The organism is Streptococcus suis (assembly GCF_019856455.1).
In the GTDB taxonomy this organism is placed as follows: domain Bacteria; phylum Bacillota; class Bacilli; order Lactobacillales; family Streptococcaceae; genus Streptococcus; species Streptococcus suis_AE.
Window position 1 is genome coordinate 649590 of sequence record NZ_CP082205.1, and the last position, 20428, is coordinate 670017.

At 41.7% G+C, this 20428-nt stretch carries 21 protein-coding genes, 1 tRNA gene and 1 pseudogene; 19 read left to right on the top strand and 4 right to left on the bottom strand.

Annotated features, from left to right (window positions below; genetic code table 11):
- Nucleotides 1-34 precede the first annotated feature (34 nt).
- Both K6969_RS03310 and K6969_RS03315 read left to right on the top strand, forming a co-directional pair.
- The gene (locus tag K6969_RS03310; protein ID WP_029178852.1) at nucleotides 35-241 is read left to right on the top strand and encodes a transposase; all 207 of its coding nucleotides are present in this window, start codon (nucleotides 35-37) and stop codon (nucleotides 239-241) included.
- Nucleotides 195-1547: pseudogene (locus K6969_RS03315) on the top strand (IS66-like element short variant transposase). Before K6969_RS03310 ends, K6969_RS03315 begins: the two are co-directional and overlap by 47 nt.
- 50 nt (nucleotides 1548-1597) lie before the next feature.
- Here K6969_RS03315 and K6969_RS03320 read toward each other — a convergent pair.
- Genes K6969_RS03320 through K6969_RS03330 form a run of 3 tightly spaced genes read right to left on the bottom strand, consistent with a single transcriptional unit; the run spans nucleotide 1598 to nucleotide 4322 of the window.
- Nucleotides 1598-1711 carry a FeoB-associated Cys-rich membrane protein gene (locus tag K6969_RS03320; RefSeq protein ID WP_171943004.1) on the bottom strand — a complete coding sequence of 38 codons (114 nt, stop codon included), beginning with the start codon at nucleotides 1709-1711 and terminating at the stop codon, nucleotides 1598-1600.
- Complete coding sequence (gene feoB / locus K6969_RS03325) at nucleotides 1711-3855, bottom strand: ferrous iron transport protein B (protein WP_171943003.1); 2145 nt, start codon at nucleotides 3853-3855, stop codon at nucleotides 1711-1713. Before feoB ends, K6969_RS03320 begins: the two co-directional genes overlap by 1 nt.
- Nucleotides 3852-4322 carry a FeoA family protein gene (locus K6969_RS03330; RefSeq protein ID WP_171943002.1) on the bottom strand — a complete coding sequence of 157 codons (471 nt, stop codon included), beginning with the start codon at nucleotides 4320-4322 and terminating at the stop codon, nucleotides 3852-3854. Before K6969_RS03330 ends, feoB begins: the two co-directional genes overlap by 4 nt.
- Nucleotides 4323-4478: 156 nt before the next feature.
- Between K6969_RS03330 and K6969_RS03335 the strand changes: the two genes are divergently transcribed.
- The 8 genes from K6969_RS03335 (at nucleotide 4479) to K6969_RS03370 (ending at nucleotide 13038) form a co-directional block, all read left to right on the top strand.
- Nucleotides 4479-4551, top strand: a tRNA-Thr gene (locus K6969_RS03335).
- Between the two features lie 691 nt (nucleotides 4552-5242).
- Entirely contained in the window at nucleotides 5243-5503 is a 261-nt protein-coding gene (locus K6969_RS03340; protein WP_024378611.1) for a hypothetical protein, read from the top strand.
- Nucleotides 5504-5613: 110 nt separating this feature from the next.
- On the top strand, nucleotides 5614-7341 hold the full coding sequence (locus tag K6969_RS03345) for an ABC transporter ATP-binding protein (protein WP_029174195.1): 1728 nt from the start codon (nucleotides 5614-5616) through the stop codon (nucleotides 7339-7341).
- Entirely contained in the window at nucleotides 7341-9080 is a 1740-nt protein-coding gene (locus tag K6969_RS03350; RefSeq protein WP_029174196.1) for an ABC transporter ATP-binding protein, read from the top strand. Before K6969_RS03345 ends, K6969_RS03350 begins: the two co-directional genes overlap by 1 nt.
- A 53-nt stretch (nucleotides 9081-9133) precedes the next feature.
- Entirely contained in the window at nucleotides 9134-9829 is a 696-nt protein-coding gene (locus K6969_RS03355) for an HAD family hydrolase (protein ID WP_171943001.1), read from the top strand.
- A gap of 165 nt (nucleotides 9830-9994) precedes the next feature.
- Complete coding sequence (locus tag K6969_RS03360; protein ID WP_153309473.1) at nucleotides 9995-10558, top strand: carboxymuconolactone decarboxylase family protein; 564 nt, start codon at nucleotides 9995-9997, stop codon at nucleotides 10556-10558.
- 242 nt (nucleotides 10559-10800) lie between these two features.
- Complete coding sequence (locus K6969_RS03365) at nucleotides 10801-11502, top strand: N-acetylmannosamine-6-phosphate 2-epimerase (RefSeq protein WP_029174199.1); 702 nt, start codon at nucleotides 10801-10803, stop codon at nucleotides 11500-11502.
- Nucleotides 11503-11529: 27 nt separating this feature from the next.
- Nucleotides 11530-13038, top strand: a complete 1509-nt coding sequence (locus tag K6969_RS03370; RefSeq protein WP_029174200.1) for a PTS transporter subunit EIIC — start codon at nucleotides 11530-11532, stop codon at nucleotides 13036-13038.
- A 103-nt stretch (nucleotides 13039-13141) separates the two neighbouring features.
- On the opposite strand, the gene K6969_RS03375 is transcribed toward K6969_RS03370, so the two are convergent.
- A complete protein-coding gene (locus K6969_RS03375; protein WP_024380556.1) occupies nucleotides 13142-13954 on the bottom strand; it encodes a MurR/RpiR family transcriptional regulator in 813 nt (270 codons plus the stop codon).
- Nucleotides 13955-14053: 99 nt separating this feature from the next.
- Here K6969_RS03375 and ybeY point away from each other — a divergent pair, with 99 nt between their 5' ends.
- The 9 genes from ybeY to secG all read left to right on the top strand — a co-directional run bounded on the left by ybeY (nucleotide 14054) and on the right by secG (nucleotide 20026).
- A complete protein-coding gene (gene ybeY, locus K6969_RS03380; RefSeq protein ID WP_024394438.1) occupies nucleotides 14054-14551 on the top strand; it encodes an rRNA maturation RNase YbeY in 498 nt (165 codons plus the stop codon).
- Nucleotides 14532-14933 (top strand): diacylglycerol kinase family protein, encoded by a 402-nt coding sequence (locus K6969_RS03385; protein ID WP_024394437.1) that lies wholly within the window; start codon nucleotides 14532-14534, stop codon nucleotides 14931-14933. Before ybeY ends, K6969_RS03385 begins: the two co-directional genes overlap by 20 nt.
- A gap of 16 nt (nucleotides 14934-14949) precedes the next feature.
- The gene (era, locus tag K6969_RS03390) at nucleotides 14950-15849 is read left to right on the top strand and encodes a GTPase Era (protein WP_002935752.1); all 900 of its coding nucleotides are present in this window, start codon (nucleotides 14950-14952) and stop codon (nucleotides 15847-15849) included.
- A gap of 295 nt (nucleotides 15850-16144) precedes the next feature.
- Nucleotides 16145-16582 carry a GNAT family N-acetyltransferase gene (locus K6969_RS03395; protein ID WP_029174201.1) on the top strand — a complete coding sequence of 146 codons (438 nt, stop codon included), beginning with the start codon at nucleotides 16145-16147 and terminating at the stop codon, nucleotides 16580-16582.
- A gap of 400 nt (nucleotides 16583-16982) precedes the next feature.
- Complete coding sequence (mutM, locus tag K6969_RS03400) at nucleotides 16983-17810, top strand: DNA-formamidopyrimidine glycosylase (RefSeq protein ID WP_171943000.1); 828 nt, start codon at nucleotides 16983-16985, stop codon at nucleotides 17808-17810.
- Nucleotides 17803-18405, top strand: coding sequence for a dephospho-CoA kinase (coaE, locus tag K6969_RS03405; RefSeq protein WP_171942999.1), 603 nt, complete (start codon nucleotides 17803-17805; stop codon nucleotides 18403-18405). The genes mutM and coaE overlap by 8 nt, the downstream gene beginning before the upstream one ends.
- Complete coding sequence (locus tag K6969_RS03410; RefSeq protein ID WP_099809126.1) at nucleotides 18392-19597, top strand: multidrug efflux MFS transporter; 1206 nt, start codon at nucleotides 18392-18394, stop codon at nucleotides 19595-19597. The genes coaE and K6969_RS03410 overlap by 14 nt, the downstream gene beginning before the upstream one ends.
- Entirely contained in the window at nucleotides 19597-19746 is a 150-nt protein-coding gene (rpmG, locus tag K6969_RS03415; protein WP_012775228.1) for a 50S ribosomal protein L33, read from the top strand. Before K6969_RS03410 ends, rpmG begins: the two co-directional genes overlap by 1 nt.
- Before the next feature lie 46 nt (nucleotides 19747-19792).
- Entirely contained in the window at nucleotides 19793-20026 is a 234-nt protein-coding gene (gene secG / locus K6969_RS03420) for a preprotein translocase subunit SecG (RefSeq protein WP_321537466.1), read from the top strand.
- The last annotated feature ends 402 nt before the right edge of the window (nucleotides 20027-20428 follow it).

The window sequence follows — 20428 nt, forward strand, 5'->3', positions numbered from 1 at the left end:
TGTGTATAATGAGATAAAAAGAAGGAGATTGGTTATGTCATCACTAGAAAAAATTATTGAAACACAGTCAAAAACGATAGAGATGATGGCTAATGAACTCACTCTCCTTCGAGAACAGGTTGACTATCTGAGACAGAAACTCTACGGAAAATCATCAGAGAAGGTCGTATATCAACCAGGTCAGCTGAGCTTGTTTGGGGAGGAAAGTCTCCCTGAAGAAGAAGCTGACTTACCCAGTTGAAACGGAGACCATCACCTATAAACGCAAGAAAGCTAAGGGAGTTCGTCAGGCTATTTTCAGCCAGTTCACTCCAGAGATTGTGCATCACGAATTGCAGGGCGAAGACTGCACTTGTCCAGACTGTCATGGTCAGCTGAAAGAGATTGGCTCAACTGTTCAACGACAAGAGTTGGTCTTCATTCCTGCACAATTAAAGCGGATTGACCATGTTCAACACGCATACAAGTGTCAGGCATGTAGTCAGAAGAATCTAAGCGATAAGATTATCAAGGCTCCTGTTCCTAAGGCACCTTTGGCACACAGCTTGGGTTCAGCCTCTATCATCGCTCACACCATTCACCAGAAATTCAATCTGAAGGTACCCAATTACCGTCAGGAAGAGGACTGGCATAAACTTGGCCTGCCCATCAGTCGGAAGGAAATAGCCAACTGGCACATCAAGTCTAGTCAGTATTATTTCGAGCCGATTTATAACCTGTTGCACGAGAAATTGTTGGAGCAGCCTATTCTTCATGCGGATGAGACTTCCTACAAGGTCTTAGAAAATGATAGCCAGTTGACCTACTACTGGACTTTCTTGTCTGGGAAACATGAGAAAAATGGAATTACCCTCTATCATCATGACAAACGACGGAGCGGCTTAGTTGTGGAGGAGTTTCTTGGGGACTATGCGGGCTACGTTCATTGTGACATGTGGAGTGCTTATCGTCAATTAGACAAGGCTCAGCTCGTTGGCTGTTGGGCTCATGTTAGACGAAAATTTTTTGAGGCGACTCCTAAGAAGACAGATAATACTTCTTTAGGAGCCAAGGGATTAGCCTATTGCGACCGCCTGTTTGCCTTGGAGAGTGACTGGGCTGACCTGTCTACTGAGGAACGGCTACATAAACGGCAGACAGAGTTAACTCCCTTGATGGACGAGTTCTTTGATTGGTGCCGTGAATAGGCTGTCTTGCCAGCTTCCAAATTGGGTACTGCAATAGAGTATAGCCTCAAATACGAAACCACCTTCCGAGCCGTTCTCTCGGACGGTGACCTAGTCCTGTCCAACAATATGGCTGAGAGGGCTATGAAGACCTTGGTGATGGGCAGAAAAAATTGGCTTTTTTCTCAGAGCTTTGAGGGAGCCAAGTCGACAGCTGTCATTTTGAGTCTTTTAGAAACAGCTAAGCGACACGGACTTGATGCAGAAAAATATATGACCTATCTTCTAGAACACTTACCTAATGAGGAGTCGCTCGCAAAAAAGGAGGTTTTAGAAGCCTATTTGCCATGGGATAAAAATATTAAGAGAGCTTGTAAATAGAAAAAGGTTCCAGAGTCGACAGGACTTTGGAGCCTTTTCAATATACCTTGTTATTGGGCGCTTACGCAGGAACAATCTCCGCAGGATCCTTTTTCTTTGATGAGACTGCGAATAGCAAGAGAAAATAAGATGACGATGATGAGAAAGAGGATAAGTGTGGGCATTAATATTCTCCTTTTTCTAATGTTTTTAGTGTGACGATTGGAAGAGAGTTGGTTGGTTTTTTCACTAGGCTGTAGATGGCTGTGATAATTAGAAAGATAGCGATAAATGTCCAGACGGTCGGTAATTGTCCGTAGATAAGTACAAGACAAATCTGATAGATAACCAAACTACTTGCATAGGCTAAACCTGTTTGGAAACCGATAGCAATCCATGTCCACTTGGCTTCTCCCATTTCACGGTGAATGGCACCAATAGCCGCAAAACAAGGGGCACAGAGGAGATTGAAGACTAGGAAGGAGTAGGCTGATAACGCTGTATAGTCTTGTTGTAAAATTCCCCATAGTTCGGGATTTTCTTCGGTTGTTTCTCCTAATTTATAGAGGATACCAAAGGTGGCAATGACGGTTTCCTTGGCTAAGAGACCTGTAATGGCTGCAACAGTTGCTCGCCAATTTCCGAAACCAAGTGGGGCAAAGAGGAGAGAAACACTGCGTCCAATGGAGGCTAAGATACTCTCATCTGTTTCTACCATTTGTAAAGACCAATTATAGGAACTGCTGAACCAAATAATGATGTTGGTCACAAATATAATGGTACCAGCTCGCTTGATAAAACTAAGTGCCTTATCGAATGCATATCGGAGAACCGTACTGAGTTTTGGTAAGTGATAAGATGGTAATTCCATGATAAAGGGGCTTGCGACTCCACCAAGTTGCTTGGTCTTTTTTAGTGCCATTCCGGATAGGACGATGGCAGCCATACCGACAAAATAGGCGCTTGGAGCAATCCAAGGATTGTCAGGAAAGAAAGCACCGGCTACCAGTGAAATGATAGGAAGTTTGGCAGAACAGGGCATGAAGGTTGCTGTCATAATGGTGATTTTTCGGTCCTGTTCATTTTCAATAGTCCGGCTTGCCATGACTCCAGGAACGCCACAGCCTGTGGAAATCAACATGGGAATAAAGGATTTGCCTGATAGACCAAAACGTCTAAAAATCCTATCCATGACAAAGGCGACTCGGCTCATATAGCCGATGTCTTCCAAGATTCCCAAGCAGACGAAGAGGACGAAAATTTGTGGTACAAAACCTAGAATGGCTCCGCATCCTGCAATAATGCCATCAAGGACCAGAGATTGTAGCCAGCCAGCGATTTCAAATCGATCTAGATTTTCCTGAATAAGGCTTGGAACAAGCTCTCCGAAGAGGACATCATTTACCCAGTCAGTACCCATTGTACCAACCGTTTGAATAGACAGGAAGTAGGTCAGCCACATGACTGCCGCAAAGATAGGGAGGGCAAGAAAACGATTGGTAACAAGTCGGTCGATGTTATCAGACAGGTTAAAAGTCTTATCGCTGTCTTTTGTGACCAGTTCTGTGATTTTCTCGATAAATTGGTAGCGTTGATTGACGATAATGGCTTCCATATCGTCTGCGTAAATTTTTTCCAAAATGGCAATGATTTCGGTCAAATCAAGCATGTCTTGCGCATTGAGTTGCAATTGGTCTAGAATGACTTGGTCTTGTTCGAGTAGCTTAATGGCGTAGAAGCGTTTTTGATGATTTGGGATGGAATCCGATAATAGGTCAATAACTTGGGCGAGGCCAGCTTCAAATTGTTTGTCATACTGAGGATAGATTGGCTCAGCTTGTTGATTGGTAATTTTTTCTACTTCATGGAGGAGCTGGGATATACCTAGCTTTTTTAGTGCACTGATAGGCTGTACAGGAACTCCCAGTTGATAGGAGAGCTGGTCGCTGTTTATTGAGCGACCTTGACTTTTCAGGGCGTCTGTCATATTGAGGGCGATAACAATAGGAAGGCCCATTTCTAATAACTGCAAGGTCAGATAGAGATTCCGCTCCAAGTTTGTTGCATCAAGGACGTTGAGGATAGCAGCTGGTTGGTCCGCTATCAAATAATCTCTGGCAACCCGTTCTTCTGGTGTGTAGGGAGACAGCGAGTAGATACCTGGTAAATCTTGAATTAGTAAATGTTTTCGCTTTTTGATGGTTCCAGATTTTCTTTCAACGGTGACTCCAGGCCAGTTACCGACACGTTGGTTGGTCCCTGTTAGGAGGTTGAAAAGAGTTGTTTTTCCGCTATTTGGATTACCTGCAAGGGCGATTTGTTTTGTCATTTCCTCACCTCGCTTGTGATTTGAACACCAATCATTTGCGCTTCGGATTTGCGTAGTGTCAGCTCGTAGCCTCTCAAGGTAATTTCGATTGGATCGCCCAGGGGAGCGACTTTTTTGAGAAATAGCTGTGTGTTCTTTGTAAGTCCCATATCCATGAGGCGACGACGGAGTGCACCTGTTGTATAGATGTCCATGACCTTAGCTGAGCTACCAATAGGTGCCTCAGATAGATTGATTATTTCCGTAGCTGACTTTTCTATTAAAACCAGAGATTCAATAATTTCTCTGTCTAGGGCTAGACGGCTTGCCTTGACTTGGAAAATTGCATTGGTCTTGGTTTTTGAAATGATGCGAATCTCTTCTCCGACTTTTAAACCCAAGTGCGCTAAGTGTTTACGAATATCATCTTGCGTTAGACAATCTTTGACTAAATAAGATTGTCCAACTTGAAGGTTTTGCAGTTTCATATCGTTTCCTTTGTGATTTTTATAACAATAGTATAGCACAATTCCTTAAAAGTGTCAGATAATTTTTAGGAATAGCTTATTTTCTCTTTATTTTTCTCAATATTTCCAAAAAATCCATTGACTTTTTTTAGAGATATGATATACTAGTCAAGCACTGCTGGTTTAGCTCAGTCGGTAGAGCGCATCCATGGTAAGGATGAGGTCGCCGGTTCAATCCCGGCAACTAGCATCGAATACTATCGAAAGGCCTTGTTTGACAAGGTTTTTTCTTATTTTTGTCCTAAATTCGCCCTTATTGTCAAAAAATCCCTTGACATGAATGTTTATTATGGTAGAATAGGGCTTAGAAAAAAGAAAGGAGTAAAACAAATGAACACACAACTTGTCCTTCAGCAAGCTATTTTTTATCATACACTCCTTTCTAAGCAGGAAAACAGGGCTCATTGATGAACTATTCTAGTTCTTTGTGGGCTGTACTCTGAAAGTTGGGCCAATCAAGCATGTGTGGTCATGCCTTGATAGGATTTAACCTTGCTATTCTAGAGTTGGTCTATTTTTGTGGACTTACGCAAGCCTAGGTGGAGTGAAATGCTTCCCTGGGCTTTTTTGTGCGCTTAGAAAGGTAATACTCTTCGAAAATCAAAATTATCCGTTGTCAACTTGCCTTGATGAACTCCAGTTCTATCTTCGACATCGTTTTCTAGGCTACTTTTGATTTTCATTGAGTATAAGGTCTATCAATTGTTGCTTATTGAATAAAGTGGCAAATGGTAGGTTATAGATTTGTAAAGGAGATACCCGTTGTGCTAGTTAATCAAGCGTAAGCAAGGGAATATTTTAAACTGATACTAAATTCAGTATGACTGCTTTTAAGCAAAAGAGAATAGATAAGTAATGGTAAATATAGGAAGTAGGTTTGTATGACAGAAGCACAAAACAATTTTTTGACAGAGCTAAAAATAATACAGGAACAAGCTGTAATAATGAATAGTGGACAATCCAATTTATCTGAGAATGAAAAATTATTCAATGTGAGCTATGATACGCTATATTTAGTCATGGAACTTCTAGATGGTTATAGGGGGATAAATATTAGTTTATTAGATAATGATCACCAAGAATTTTTAAACGATAGAATTCAGTTACATGACAAGATTGCCAACTTTTTGCAATCATATTAGTTTAGTATTCTGTCTTATTGAAACAAAATCATTCACTCAAATAACGTGTGGTATCGTTTTTTGTGATTGATTTGGCTAGAATTAACTAGCACAACGGGTAAAGGAGATATATGTTTCGATTAATTTTTGATTATATCAAGCGTCATAAGTGGCTCTATCTATTGGTTGCTGTGACCTTGATTATTTATGACGCCACACTTTTGCTACCAACGCAAATCATTCAGCGGATGGTCGATATACTGACCGAGAATGAATTAACACAGGCCATATTGGTTCAGGAGATAACCTTATTGTTATTGGTAACAGTGCTGAACTATGCAACAGCCTTCATTTGGCATCTGAAATTATTTCAGGCCTCTGTCAATTTCAAGTTTGATATGCAGCAACGTGCCTTTAAAAAATTAGTGACCATGCGGACTCCATTTTATGAAAAATTCCGCTCAGGAGATGTCATGACTCGTTTTTCAACGGATGTGGATGGCCTGATGGAGATGGTGGGTTATGGTCTTATGATTGTCGCCTATGCAGGCGGTATGTTGGCTTTTATCATTCCCACGATGTTCTTTATTGATTGGAAAATTTCGCTAGTAGCTTTACTACCGATGCTGTTCATGACACTAGGTATATTTTTTATCGGGAGAAAACAAGATAAGGCGATTGATGCCAATAGAGAAGCTGTAGCCCAGCTCAATAATGAAGTTTTGGAGGTCATCGAAGGCATTCGAGTGACTCGGGCTTATAGTAAAAAAGCAAATCAAAAGGCTCAATTTCAAGCTCGTACCAAACAATTGGCTCAAGGTGGGGATCGCATCACTTCCTTGCAATCATTGTATAATCCATTAGCCACAGTCTGTTTGGGATTGTCTACTATTTTCGTACTTCTCATGGGGGCACAAGCCGTGAAAGCAGGGCAACTGACCTTGGGACAAGTAATTGCCCTTCAATTGTATGTCGGTTCGCTTTTAGAGCCGTTTTGGACACTAGCAGATTTCATCCTTGTTTATCAGACTGGTAAGACATCTTTCGAAAAACTGCAAGAGCTGATTGAGACGGGAGATGATTTGGAGGCTGATGGTTCTAAGGAAATTGCAGAGCTGTCTAGTATTTCCTTCAAAAATTATAGCTTTAGTTATCCACAGGCGGAAAGAGCCAGCCTACAGGACATCAATTGGACACTGAAAGCAGGGCAAACTGTAGGTATCGTTGGGAAAACTGGTTCGGGAAAAACGACCTTGGTTCGTCAATTCTTACGCCAGTATCCGATTGGTCAGGGAAATTTTTTCATCAATCATCAATCTGTTTTAGACTTTAAACGTTCTAGTATAGAGGAAAAAATTGGCTATGTTCCACAAGAACACATTTTGTTTTCAAGGTCTGTTGGAGAAAATATTGCCCTAGGGAAAGTAGCTAGTAGCTCTGAGGAGATTGAACAAGCCATTGCCACAGCAGCTTTTAGTCAAGATTTAAAACGGATGACTGATGGTCTTGATACCATGATTGGTGAGCGTGGTGTGTCTATTTCTGGTGGTCAGAAACAACGGATTTCCATTGCCCGTGCTTTCCTGCGAGAGCCAGATTTGCTAATTCTAGATGATTCTTTGTCGGCAGTGGATGCTAGGACAGAACGCCAGATTATCCAAAATATTCAAAAAGAACGTGCAGGCAAAACCAATGTCATCGTGACCCATCGTCTATCTGCTGTCAACCATGCAGACTGGGTACTAGTCTTGGATGAGGGGCGTATCGTTGAGGAAGGGCGTCCAGCTGATTTGCTTGCCCAAAGAGGTTGGTACTATGAACAATACCAACGACAACAAAGCCGGGAAGGAGGAGAATAATGAAGGTTTTAGGATTTTTATTGAAACAAATTCGTCGTGTCAAGTGGCTATTTATAGTAGCTGTCGGCTTCTATCTATTGGCTTCGACCATGGTTCGATTGGCTCCTCTGCTGATTCAGCAGGCGATTGATGGGCCGATTACGGATTTGAGCAAGGGTTTGCCCTTTGATGAAGCTGTTTTCTTAAACCAGTCAGCTCAATACATGGGAATGATTATTCTGGGAGCTATTGGCTTCTACTTATCTATGCGTTTACTCATGCATTGCGCCAATCGTATTGCTGAAAATCTACGTAATCAAGCTTATGATGTTATGCAACGGTTGCCTATTTCTTATTTTGATGATAAGCCCGCTGGAAAAATTGCAACTAGAATTGTCAATGATACAGAAACCCTGCGGACACAATTTTATGGGACCTTAGTTAATGCCTTTAACAATATTGTTCGTTTGCTCTTTACATACGGTGTCCTATTTTACATGAATGGGAGCCTTGGTTGGCTGATGTTACTCTTGATACCACTCTATATCGGTATTCAATTTGCTTACAAGAAAATGACAGACAAGCCGATGAAGGATTTTTATGATGCAAGGAGTGACGTCAATACGCAGGTGAATGAGACCATGAATGGTGCAAGTTTGATTCAACTTTTTGGACAAGAAGAGCGCATCATGAAAGAATTTGAAGTGACTGCTGACAAGATGCGTCGGGCAGATAATAAGATTATCTGGGCCCAGTCTCTTGCCACGTGGAATCTGAGTGGTTTACTGCAAAATTTGGTCATTGCTGCGATTTTAACGGTAGTCGGCTATCAGTTTCTTGCGGGACAGGATGGAGTTACAGCTGGGAAACTCTTTGTTTATGTCAACTATATCGAAGGAGTCTTCATTGCTTTGGGAGCGCTGGTTCAACAGTTCCCAAATATGCTTCGCTCGTTTGAAACAGGTAAGCGTCTAATGACCCTTCTAGAAGAAGAGGTGGAAGACGACTGTGATCGTATTTTGGAAGTTGAACAAGGGCAAGTCGTGTTTGAACACGTGAACTTTAGCTATGAAGAAAACAGACCAGTTTTGAAAGATATTACCATTCTGGCAGAAAAAGGAGAAACAGTTGCTCTGGTTGGGCATACTGGGTCTGGTAAGTCTTCTATTATGAACCTCCTCTATCGTTTCTATGATCCCCAGGAGGGAAGGGTTTTACTGGATGGGAAAAATATCCGTGATTATTCTCGTGAAAGCCTGCGCAGTCACATGGGGATTGTTTTGCAAGATCCCTATCTCTTTACAGGGACGATTGCCAGCAATGTTTCCATGAATGAAGAGGAAGCAGATAGAACAAGAATCATGCAGGCGCTAGAAAAAGTTGGTGCAGGGCCTATGCTATCTCGCTTAGAGAAAGGGATTGATGAACCGGTTGTTGAGAAGGGAGCGGCCTTTTCAAGTGGGGAACGTCAGTTGATTGCCTTTGCGCGGACACTCTACTCTGATCCTAAAATTCTGATATTGGATGAAGCAACTTCTCATATTGATACGGAGACGGAAGAAATTATCCAACATGCCATGGAAGTTGTGAAAGAAGGTCGGACAACCTTTATTATTGCCCACCGACTTTCTACCATTCAAAATGCAGACCAGATTCTTGTCTTAGATCAAGGTCGAATTATTGAACATGGGAAGCATGAAGAATTGGTTGCACGTGGTGGAGTATATGCTCAAATGCATGAGATTCAAGCAAAGGTGTAATAAGCAGTTAAAAATTCCAAGCTTTGGCTGGAATTTTTTGCTATAATTGACTCATGAAAGCCTTAATTTTTGATGTAGATGATACGCTTTATGATCAGATTCAACCGTTTGAACGTGCTTTGGAAAGACACATTGAAGTAGCAAGGGAGCAAATTGAACCACTCTACCTTTCCTTTCGCAGATATGCGGATGAAGTATTTGAAGCGACAGCAATTGGAAAGATGAGTCTGAAAGATAGTCATATTTATCGGATGAAACATGCTTTGGCAGATTTTGGGTATCAGGTGTCTGATGCAACAGCCTTAGCTATTCAAATAGATTATGATTATTTTCAAGGGCAGATAGAGCTCAGTCCAGTGTTTCCAGAAATATTTTCATGGTGTCAGGCGCAAGGAATTGCAATGGGGATTATTACGAATGGACCTTATAGACATCAGTTGAGAAAGATACGCACGATGGGGTTAGTTAATTGGTTTGAGCTAGAACATGTCCTAATTTCTGGACAAGTTGGTATCACAAAGCCAAATCCTGCTATTTTTCAACTAATGGAAGAACGTTTGGAGATGTCAGGCGAAGATATCTGTTATCTAGGGGATTCGTTTGAAAATGATGTGGTAGGAGCGAAAGCTGCGAATTGGAAGGCAATTTGGTTTAATCATAGAAAGAGAATAGAGCCAATAGCTCCGTATCAGGCAGATAAAGTGGTGACAGATTGGGATGAACTGGTCGAAGTTATCCAGTCTTTCTAGTGGTTTCTACAAGGGATTATCAATTTTTTATAGGTGTGATAGATAAAATATATTAGTAGGATACCTGTCTTTATGATAGTATAAAATGTAAGCATAGAAGTATAGGTGTGAATCCAAGCAGATTTTTATTCCTACTCTATGAAATTTTTTGAAATGGAGTTACCTATGACACAAGCTTTCTTTCCTATCCATACTCTAGAGACTGTTAGTCCAGAATTACGAGAAAACCTTGCGACTGTCAAGAAAAATAATGGCGGTTATATTCCTAATCTCATCGGTCTTTTAGCCAATTCCCCGACAGCCCTAGAAACCTACCAAACTGTTAGTGGTATCAATCGCCGTAGTAGTCTGAATCCGACTGAGCGTGAAGTGGTACAAATTACAGCTGCTGTTGCCAATGGCTGTGGATTTTGCGTGGCAGGTCATACGGCTATTTCTATCAAGCAGGTTAAGATGCCAGATGTAATTCTACAGGCTCTACGCCAGGGAACTCCCATCGAAACGGATGCCAAATTAGGTGCTCTCGCTCGATTTACTTTGGCAGTTATCCATGAAAAAGGCAAGGTTGAACAGCCCTTGCTAGAGGAATTTTTCCAAGAGGGCTACACGGATGAAAATGCCTTGGATGTGGTGTTAGGAGTCAGTCTTGCAACTCTTTGTAATTATGCCAACAATCTCATCAACACTCCTATCAATCCAGAATTACAGGCCTATGCTTTGGAGAATTGAGTAAATAGAATAGAGTAAAAACCAGTCGGAAAAATCGGCTGGTTTTTCAGTTCTAACAAGTGAAACTATTTTTATAAAAAAGTTAGAAAATAGAAAGTAGTTTCAAAAAATCCCCTTTTCTTTCTTCAGACAGAAATTAAAATTTAAATGTAAAAGTCTATTGAAAAAACATCAGTATATTATATAATTGTATTGTAAGCGCTATCTTGGATCCAATAGTAGAACGGTGCAAGGAGAACTAAATGGCGATCATAAGCAAAGAAATCTTAAAAGAGCAGATTAAAGATGGCATTATTGTTTCCTGTCAGGCCTTACCTGGTGAACCCTTGTATAGGGAAGAAGGGGGGATTATGCCTTTACTCGTAAAGGCGGCAGAAGAAGCAGGTGCCGTAGGTATTCGAGCCAATAGTGTCCGAGATATTAAAGAAATCAAGGAAGTAACCGATTTACCGATTATCGGAATTATCAAGAGAGATTACCCTCCTCAAGAACCCTTCATTACGGCAACGATGAAAGAGGTTGACGAGCTAGCTGAGCTAGACATTGCAGTTATTGCCCTGGATTGTACTAAACGTGAGCGGTTTGATGGTCTGGACATCGTTGATTTCATCAAGCAAATCAAGGAAAAATATCCACACCAACTCTTCATGGCAGATATTTCTACCTATGAAGAAGGTGTGACAGCCTACGAGGCAGGTATTGATTTTGTTGGAACGACCTTATCAGGATACACATCCTATAGCCGACAAGAAGATGGACCAGATATTGAGCTGGTTGACCGACTTTGCCGTGCTGGGATTGATGTCATCGCAGAAGGAAAAATACACTATCCTGACCAAGTAAAAATTATTCATGATTTAGGTGTGGCAGGAATTGTTGTAGGCGGTGCAATCACACGTCCAAAGGAAATCGCAGAGCGGTTTATTAGTGCTTTACATAAATAATAAATAGGTTATAGAAAGGAATGGAGTATGAATTTTAAGAAGTTTTCTCAGCTAGGGCAGGCCTTTATGCTGCCAATCTCAATTTTGCCTGTTGCTGGTCTCTTACTGGGAATTGGAGGCGCCTTATCAAATAGTAATGCTGTAGCACAATTTCCTGTATTGGATCAAGCGTGGTTGCAAGCTGTATTCACTATCATGAGTACGGCAGGTAGTGCTGTATTTGCGAATTTAGCATTGATTTTTGCAATTGGTGTTGCTGTAGGTTTGGCAGATGCTGATAAGGGGACTGCTGGCCTATCTGCTGGAGTTGCATACTTGGTTTATACGGCTACTATTAGTGGATTTTTAACTCTTTTTGCAGATAAGGAAGCAAGCATTGATACTGGAGTTTTGGGCGCTTTAGCGATTGGTATCGCTGTTGCAACTTTACACAATAAATATCGAAAAATTGAATTACCAACCTTTCTTGGTTTCTTTGGAGGCTCTCGCTTTATTCCAATTATTTCATCATTTGCAGCAATTGCGATTGGCTCCATTTTTTATATAATTTGGCCACCGATTCAGAATTTATTAGTTGATTTTGGTAAGGCAATCGCAGAGATGGGAAGTTTTGGAACCTTCTTATATGGTTTTGGATTACGTTTGACAGGTGCATTTGGCTTGCACCATACCATCTATCCAATGTTTTGGTATACCTCATTAGGTGGAAGTGAAGTGGTAGCAGGTGAGACAATCCAAGGTGCGCAAAATATTTTCTTTGCTCAATTAGCAGATGCGAATCACACAGGCTTATTTACTCATGGAACTCGATTTTTTGCTGGTCGATTTGCAACGATGATTTTTGGTCTACCAGCATCTTGTTTGGCTATGTATCACGCAATTCCTAAGGAAAATCGTAAGAAGGTTGGCAGTTTTTATTCAAGTAGTGCATTAACTTCCCTCTTGACAGGAATTACTGAACCAATTGAATTTTCTTTCTTGTTTGTTGCTCCATGGCTATATGTTGTTCACGCATTTTTAGATGGACTATCATTCTTAGTCGCAGATCTCCTGCAAATTCGTATTGGGAACTCATTTTCTGGTGGGCTTATTGATTACTTGATTTTTGGTGTTTTCCAAGGAAATGACAAAACCAATTGGATTTACGTGATTCCTATTGGCTTGCTTTGGGCAGCAGTTTATTATCTAGTTTTCAAATTTTTAGTAACCAAATTTCACGTGCTAGTTCCTGGTATGGAAAGTAGTGATCAAGCATCACATTCTGAAAAAGTTTTATCAAACGGTTCTAGTCTTCGTGATAATGCAATTGCTATCATCGATGCTCTTGGTGGTGCAGATAATATTGAGAATGTAACTGCCTGTGCGACTCGATTAAGAGTATCGCTCAGAAATAGTGGTCTTGTGGATAAGGGAGTTATTCAGTCTATAGGTGCGACGGCTGTTTTGGATGTAAAAGGAGGAATACAGGCTATTTTCGGAGGTAAGGCTATTCTGTATAGCCAAGAAATCAATCAAATTCTTGGTCTGGAAGAATAAAGTTATATTTAAGCGAATTAAAAGCATTCAAACTGTACCTGTCGGGTATTTTTGAATGCTTTTTGTTTTATTAAGATTGTTGTGAAATAGAAAGACGGATGAATTATTCTCTAATAGTTTGCTTGAAAATATTCTCTTTTTTCTCCTTGTCAATAGCCAAAAAATAGGCGTAGATAATATCTAGCATGATGAGCAGGGGAATTTGGGGTGAGATACGATTGCCGTAATTGAGGTGGCGGACAGAGGCGACTGGAATGATTTGGTCAAAAGTCGGATGGGGAAAACTCTTAGTTGTTAACAGGGCGGTAGGAATCCCCTTTTGAGCAGCCAGCTGGAGATGCTCCATGACCTCTTCTGTCTGACCAGACAAAGAAAGGCCGATAACCAAGCAGGTCTGATCTAGGATATTGGTTGTCCAAATAAGATTGTTTTTATCAGTAATTGCATCACAGACAACACCCAGTCGCATAAAGCGGGATTTGATTTCCATTGCAACCAAACCAGAACTGCCGATTCCATAAAAATAGACACGCTTGCTACTGTCGATGAGTTTGGCAATTTCTTCCAATTTTTCTTCATCAACGAGTTTATTGGTAGCAGTTAGGATTTCTTCATAGTCTACCAAGACTTTTTTTGTTAGGCTCCGCTGTAATTTTTCAAAATGTTTATCCAAGTATTCTTGGTTATTTTGAAAAGCGAAAACAAATTCCCTGTAACCAGAAAATCCACATTTTTTGGCAAAACGGGTAAGAGCAGATGGAGAAATGTGGAGTTGCTGTATAGTGTTTTCTTGGCTAAGATCGGTGCTAGATGGGTCTAACTGAGTAAAATAACTGGCAATCTGCTTTTCAAGTCTAGTCATCTGATCCAGATGAGACTCAATGATGGCAGTGATGTGTTTCGGTGTTTGTAACATTTTCCACTCCTCTGATAGCTTCTGAGGATATTATACCACTTAAAACTCCTCATTGATAGGTTTTGTGTTATAATGGAACTGTAAAAGGAACGTAATATTATGTATATTGAAATGATAGATGAGACAGGGCAGGTTTCTGCTCAAATGCAGGAGCAGATTACGGAATTGCTCCAGTTTGCTGCCGAAAAAATTGGCAAGCAGAATAAGGAAATGGCTGTGACCTTTGTGGACAATAAGCGTGTCCATGAGGTTAACTTGGAGTACCGAGGAATTGACCGTCCGACAGATGTTGTCAGTTTAGAATATAAGCCAGAGTCGGAGATTGTCTTTGATGAGAAGGACTTACTGGACAATCCTGAATTGGCTGAGATGATGGAAGATTTCGATGCCTATATTGGTGAATTGTATATTTCTATCGATAAGGCGCGTGAGCAAGCTGAAGATTATGGTCATAGCTACGAGCGTGAAATGGGCTTTTTAGCTGTACACGGTTTTCTGCATATCAATGGCTATGATCATTATACGCCAGAAGAAGAAACAGAAATGTTTGGTTTACAAGAAGAAATTTTGACGGCCTATGGACTTACAAGAGAATAATTCAAAAAATCGCTGGAAAAACCGAGAATTGATTGCTAGTCTAGAATTTGCAGTAACAGGTTTGTTTACGGCTTTCAAGGAAGAACGCAATATGAAGAAGCACCTGGCTTCAGCTGTCCTTGTTATGCTTGCGGGACTTATTTTCCAAGTATCTGTGACAGAATGGCTCTTCCTCTTGCTCAGTATTAGTCTAGTTATCGCTTTTGAAATTGTGAATTCGGCTATTGAGAATGTGGTGGATTTGGCGTCAGACTATCATTTTTCTATGTTGGCAAAGAATGCAAAAGATATGGCAGCAGGGGCAGTCTTGTTTGTGTCAGGATTTGCCTTGTTGACAGGATTGATTATCTTTGTGCCGAAAATTTGGGACTTTATTTTTTAGAATATAAGGAGAATACATGACATTTAAGTCAGGTTTTGTGGCGATTTTAGGTCGTCCAAACGTTGGGAAATCAACCTTTCTCAACTATGTAATGGGGCAAAAAATTGCCATCATGAGTGACAAGGCTCAAACAACCCGTAACAAGATTATGGGCATTTATACGACAGAAGAAGAGCAGATTGTCTTCATTGACACACCAGGAATCCACAAGCCTAAGACAGCCTTGGGTGACTTTATGGTGGAATCTGCCTATAGCACCCTTCGTGAAGTGGATACGGTCCTTTTTATGGTGCCAGCCGATGAAAAACGAGGCAAGGGAGACGACATGATTATGGAACGCCTTAAACAGGCCAAGGTTCCAGTCATTTTAGTGGTTAACAAGATTGACAAGGTTCATCCAGACCAGCTTTTGGAACAGATTGATGATTTCCGGCAACAGATGGACTTCAAGGAAATTGTGCCAATTTCTGCTACCCAAGGGAACAATGTCAACCGACTCATGGAAATTCTCAAGGAAAACCTAGACGAAGGTTTCCAATATTTTCCAGCGGACCAAATCACTGACCACCCAGAACGTTTCTTGGTATCTGAGATGATTCGGGAGAAGGTTCTACACCTGACTCGTGAGGAAATTCCGCACTCTGTTGCCGTTGTCATTGAATCTATGAAACGCGATGAATTTACCGACAAGGTCCATATCCGAGCGACGATTATGGTGGAGCGTGATAGCCAGAAAGGCATCATCATAGGCAAGCAAGGAGCCATGCTAAAAAAAATCGGCTCCATGGCCCGTCGTGATATTGAACTGATGCTAGGCGACAAAGTCTTCCTCGAAACCTGGGTCAAAGTCAAGAAAAACTGGCGTGACAAAAAACTAGACCTCGCCGATTTTGGTTATAATGAGAAAGAGTATTAAAAACAATAGAGCGAAGCGGTCCAGAGGACGTGTTCGACGTTTCTCACATCATTCGACCATAATGATGTGAGAAACTAGTAAGTCGCCTAAGCAATTCTGGGGGAGTGAAACAGTCTAGGAATAGACTGTTTCAGCTGGTCACTTAGAAATGTTAAAGTGACCATTTGAAAAACCGAGCTTGAAAACCAGAGGGCGAGGTAGCCTGGTGTGACTTGTCTCGCCAGAATAGAAATGAATTAATTTCAAGCGTGAAGCACCACTTTTGTGGTGTTTTCCGTCGTTACGGTGAGATATTATGACGATTAGAGCAGTTAATGAACAGACTCTTCCTACTTGGACTCTCTTTGCAAGTCAGGTTTGGCAGACAAGTGAGCAAGTTTTGATAGAGAAATTTTCAAATAATGAGTTTCCTTTTGAGTTTTTGTACTATTCTCAAAGTGAGGAGCCGATAGCGTGGATTAGTTTGTCGCTCCGTCATGACTATGTAGAAGGCTGTCAGACGAGTCCAGTGGCCTATTTAGAAGGAATTTTTATTAGTCCGAATTACCGTAGTCAAGGGATTGCGGAAGAACTGTTGCATTTTGCAGAAGGTTGGGCTAAAAGCCGTGGTATAGGCCAACTGGGGTCTGATGCGGAATTAGATAACCTACTTAGTCAGAAGTTTCATATCAAGCATGGCTTCCGAGAAGTTAGCCGAACAGTTCACTATGTTCGAAATTTGAATAGTGAATAAAATTATGTCTAACACACATTTAGTTAAGAAAGGAAAGCCGATTAGGCGTTGTCTTGAACTCGCCTACGACTCCGTGAAAAAAGATAACCGTGACTAGGTGCCGATGCACCGTCGGTCAGGTTCCTATTTTTCTTTGACATTGTAATTTCATTAGAAAGGACGAGTGTTTGCGTACTTGAACCCGAGCTAAAAGCTCGGAAAATAGATAGAGCTCCTTATGTGCAAGTCACATAGCGTCGCTCTCCTAATTTTACTATATTTAGAAAGGAAAGCCGATTAGGTGTTGTAATTGAACACGCCTACGACTCTTTGAAAAAAGACAACCGTGACCTAGGTGTCGAAGCACCGTCGGTCAGGTTTCTATTTTTCTTTGAGTCGCTTAACGGCTTAGTATCTTAGTATGCCCGAATTGCCTGAAGTTGAGACGGTTCGTCGTGGTTTAAATCGGTTGGTCAAGGGAAAGGTCATCGAAAAGGTCAAGGTGACCTATGCTCCCATGATTAAGACTGGTGTGGATGCCTTCTGTCAGGACTTGCTTGGTCAGGAGATTTTAGATGTGGACCGTCGTGGCAAGTATCTCTTGATTTACCTGACGGACCATGTCCTCATTTCCCACTTGCGGATGGAAGGTAAGTATAATTTCTTTCCTGACCAGGTGCCTGCCAACAAGCATTTCCATGCCTTTTTTACTTTTTCAGATGGCTCGACCTTGGTTTATCAGGATGTCCGCAAGTTTGGCACAATGGAACTGCTGGGCAAGGCAGATGTGGATGCCTATTTTATCAGTCGAAAAGTTGGTCCTGAGCCGACGGAGGAAGATTTTGACTTAGAAGAATTTGCACTCAAGTTAGCTAAGTCGAGAAAGCCCATTAAGTCGCATCTTTTGGACCAGTCTTTGGTGGCTGGTTTGGGCAATATCTATGTAGATGAGGTTCTGTTTAGAGCACAAGTTCATCCTGCTCAAGCAAGTAATCAGCTGTCGGCAGAGCAGGTAACTAGCCTTCGCCAAGCTACCATAGAAGTTCTGCAACTGGGTATCGAAAAAGGTGGTTCAACCATTCGGACCTATAAAAATGCCTTGGGCATGGATGGGACCATGCAGGATTATTTACAAGTTTACGGAAAGACAGGGCAGGCCTGTCTCCGTTGCCAGACGGAGATTGTCAAAATCCAGCTGGGCGGTCGAGGGACGCATTTCTGTCCCACGTGTCAGGTGAAACATGGTTAAAATTATCGGTTTAACAGGCGGAATCGCCTCTGGAAAATCAACGGTCACAGCTTTTTTACGAGAACAGGGCTATTCAGTCATCGATGCGGATGCGGTCGTGCATGAATTGCAGGCCAAAGGTGGCAAGCTCTATCAGATTTTGCTGAAAGAATTTGGTCAAGACATCCTATCAGATGATGGAAATTTAGATAGGTTCAAACTGGGTCAGGCTGTTTTTGCGGATAGCAATCTGCGGGCTCGCCTGTCTGACCTGCAGGACCAAATTATCAGACATGAATTGCTGGCAAGAAGGGATGCTCTCAAGCAGACTGAGGATGTAATTTTTATGGATATTCCTTTGCTTTACGAGGCAGATTATAGCGGGGAAGTAGATGAAGTCTGGCTGGTTTATGTCGATAGAGCGCAGCAGTTGGAACGGCTTATGAAACGTAATGGCTTAGCTGTTCAAGATGCGGAAAATCGTCTGGCTGCTCAGCTTTCTTTAGAGGAAAAACGGTCGCAAGCCCAGGTGGTGATTGACAATAGCGGAGCGGTTGAGGCGACCTTAGCACAGGTTGCGCAACTTTTGGAGGAATTAAAGGATGGACGACGGTAGTAGTTATTGGAAGCAGAATTTGAAGGTGGCTTGGTTGGGAAATTTCCTAACAGGGACGAGTTTTACCTTGGTTATGCCCTTTATCTCGGTCTTTGTAGAAGAGTTGGGAGTGGGACCTGGACAGGTGGAATACTATGCAGGGCTGGCAGTGTCGGCCAATGCCTTTGCAGCGGCAGTTATGGCTCCTATCTGGGGGAGTTTGGCGGACCGTTACGGTCGCAAGCCTATGATGGTGCGGGCAGCTTTTGCGATGATTTTTACTATGGGTGGTATGGCCTTTGTACCAAATGTTTTTTGGTTGCTTGCCTTACGTGTCCTAAACGGGGTATTTACAGGGTACATTCCCAATGCGACTGCCTTGATTGCCAGTCAGGTTCCAAAGGATAAGACGGGGTATGCTCTGGGTACCTTATCAACAGGTGCGGTAGCGGGTAATTTGATTGGTCCGACCCTGGGTGGTATCTTAGCAGAGATGTTTGGCGTACATATGGTATTTTTGCTGGTGGGACTTCTTTATGCTATCGTTGTGTTACTGACCGTATTCTATATTCGTGAAGATTTTATTCCTGTCAAGAGAGGCGAAGCCATGTCGGTCAAGGAGGTCTTTGCTCAGGTCAAAGATCGGCAGATGCTGGTTGGGCTTTTTGTGACTTCTATGATTATTATTGCAGCTGCTCAGGCTGTCGTTCCTATATTGACCCTCTATGTGCGGCATTTGGGACAGACAGATAATCTGTTATTTGTTGCTGGTTTTATCATTTCCTTGCCTGGTATGGCATCGCTAGTGACATCAGGTTATTTAGGGAAAATTGGTGACCGTATTGGCAATCATCGCCTCCTATTAATTGCTTTGACTTACAGTCTGTTGATTAATGTTTTCTGTGTTTTTGCAGAAAATCCTTTCCAGCTTGGTTTGTTGCGATTCATGTATGGTTTTGGGACAGGAGCACTGTTGCCTTCGGTCAATTCTCTTTTGACCAAGTTGACCCCCAAAGAAGGGATTTCAAGGATATTTTCCTACAACCAACTCTTTAATAATCTAGGTTCTGTTGTTGGTCCCATGATGGGGTCTGCGGTAGCTGCTCACATGGGTTATGACTGGGTTTTCTATCTGTCGAGCGGACTTGTCCTCTTTAACCTTATCTGGTCTTTGACCAATTTTAGAAACTATTTGAAAGTAAGGGATGTTTAGTGAGAGTTAAAATCAATTTACAATGTTCAGAATGTGGTAGTAAGAACTACTTGACTAGCAAAAACGCCAAGACTCATCCAGATAAGATTGAAGTCCTTAAATATTGCCCAAAAGAGAGAAAAGTAACCCTCCACCTTGAAACTAAGTAGGTTTTATGGTATAATGTCATAAGTTATTGTAGAAAGTGAAAAAAATATGTATCAAGCATTATTAGCAATTCTGTTGATTTTATCTGTTATTTTGATTGTAGTGATTTTTATTCAACCGGCTAAAAACCAGTCTGGCAACGTCTTTGACTCTTCTAGTGGAGCCTTATTTGAACGTACAAAGGCCCGTGGTTTTGAAGCGGTGATGCAACGTATTACGGCTATTCTGATTTTCCTATGGATGTTGGATGCGCTAGCACTTGTTATCATTTCAAGTAAATAGATAAATCAGACTGGGACTTGTTCTTGGTCTATTTTTTTGGGAGTGGGCCAGAACTCGACAAATGTAAAGGAGTTCGTCTGCCTATCCCTGCACAAGTTGAATAGGTATGGTTCGGAGCGTTATTCGCGAACTATTGAGATTTGCTTTGCAAATCCTATCTCCCACCTCTTTTTCCTCGCTTCTTTATATCTAGGCTCGGGCTGAAACAGTTCCCCGAACTGTTTCACTCCCCCAGATTGTTGGAGCAATCAACCACTGCGTCTGGATATTAACGCAAAATACAGTCTTTTAGTTTGCTTTTAGTACTAGGCAACGAGCTGCAGACTGTACTGAAGTGCGACAAAGCGAGTTCAAATAATGATGAAATTATTTGAAGTTGGAAATAGGGAAACGGAGTTTTCT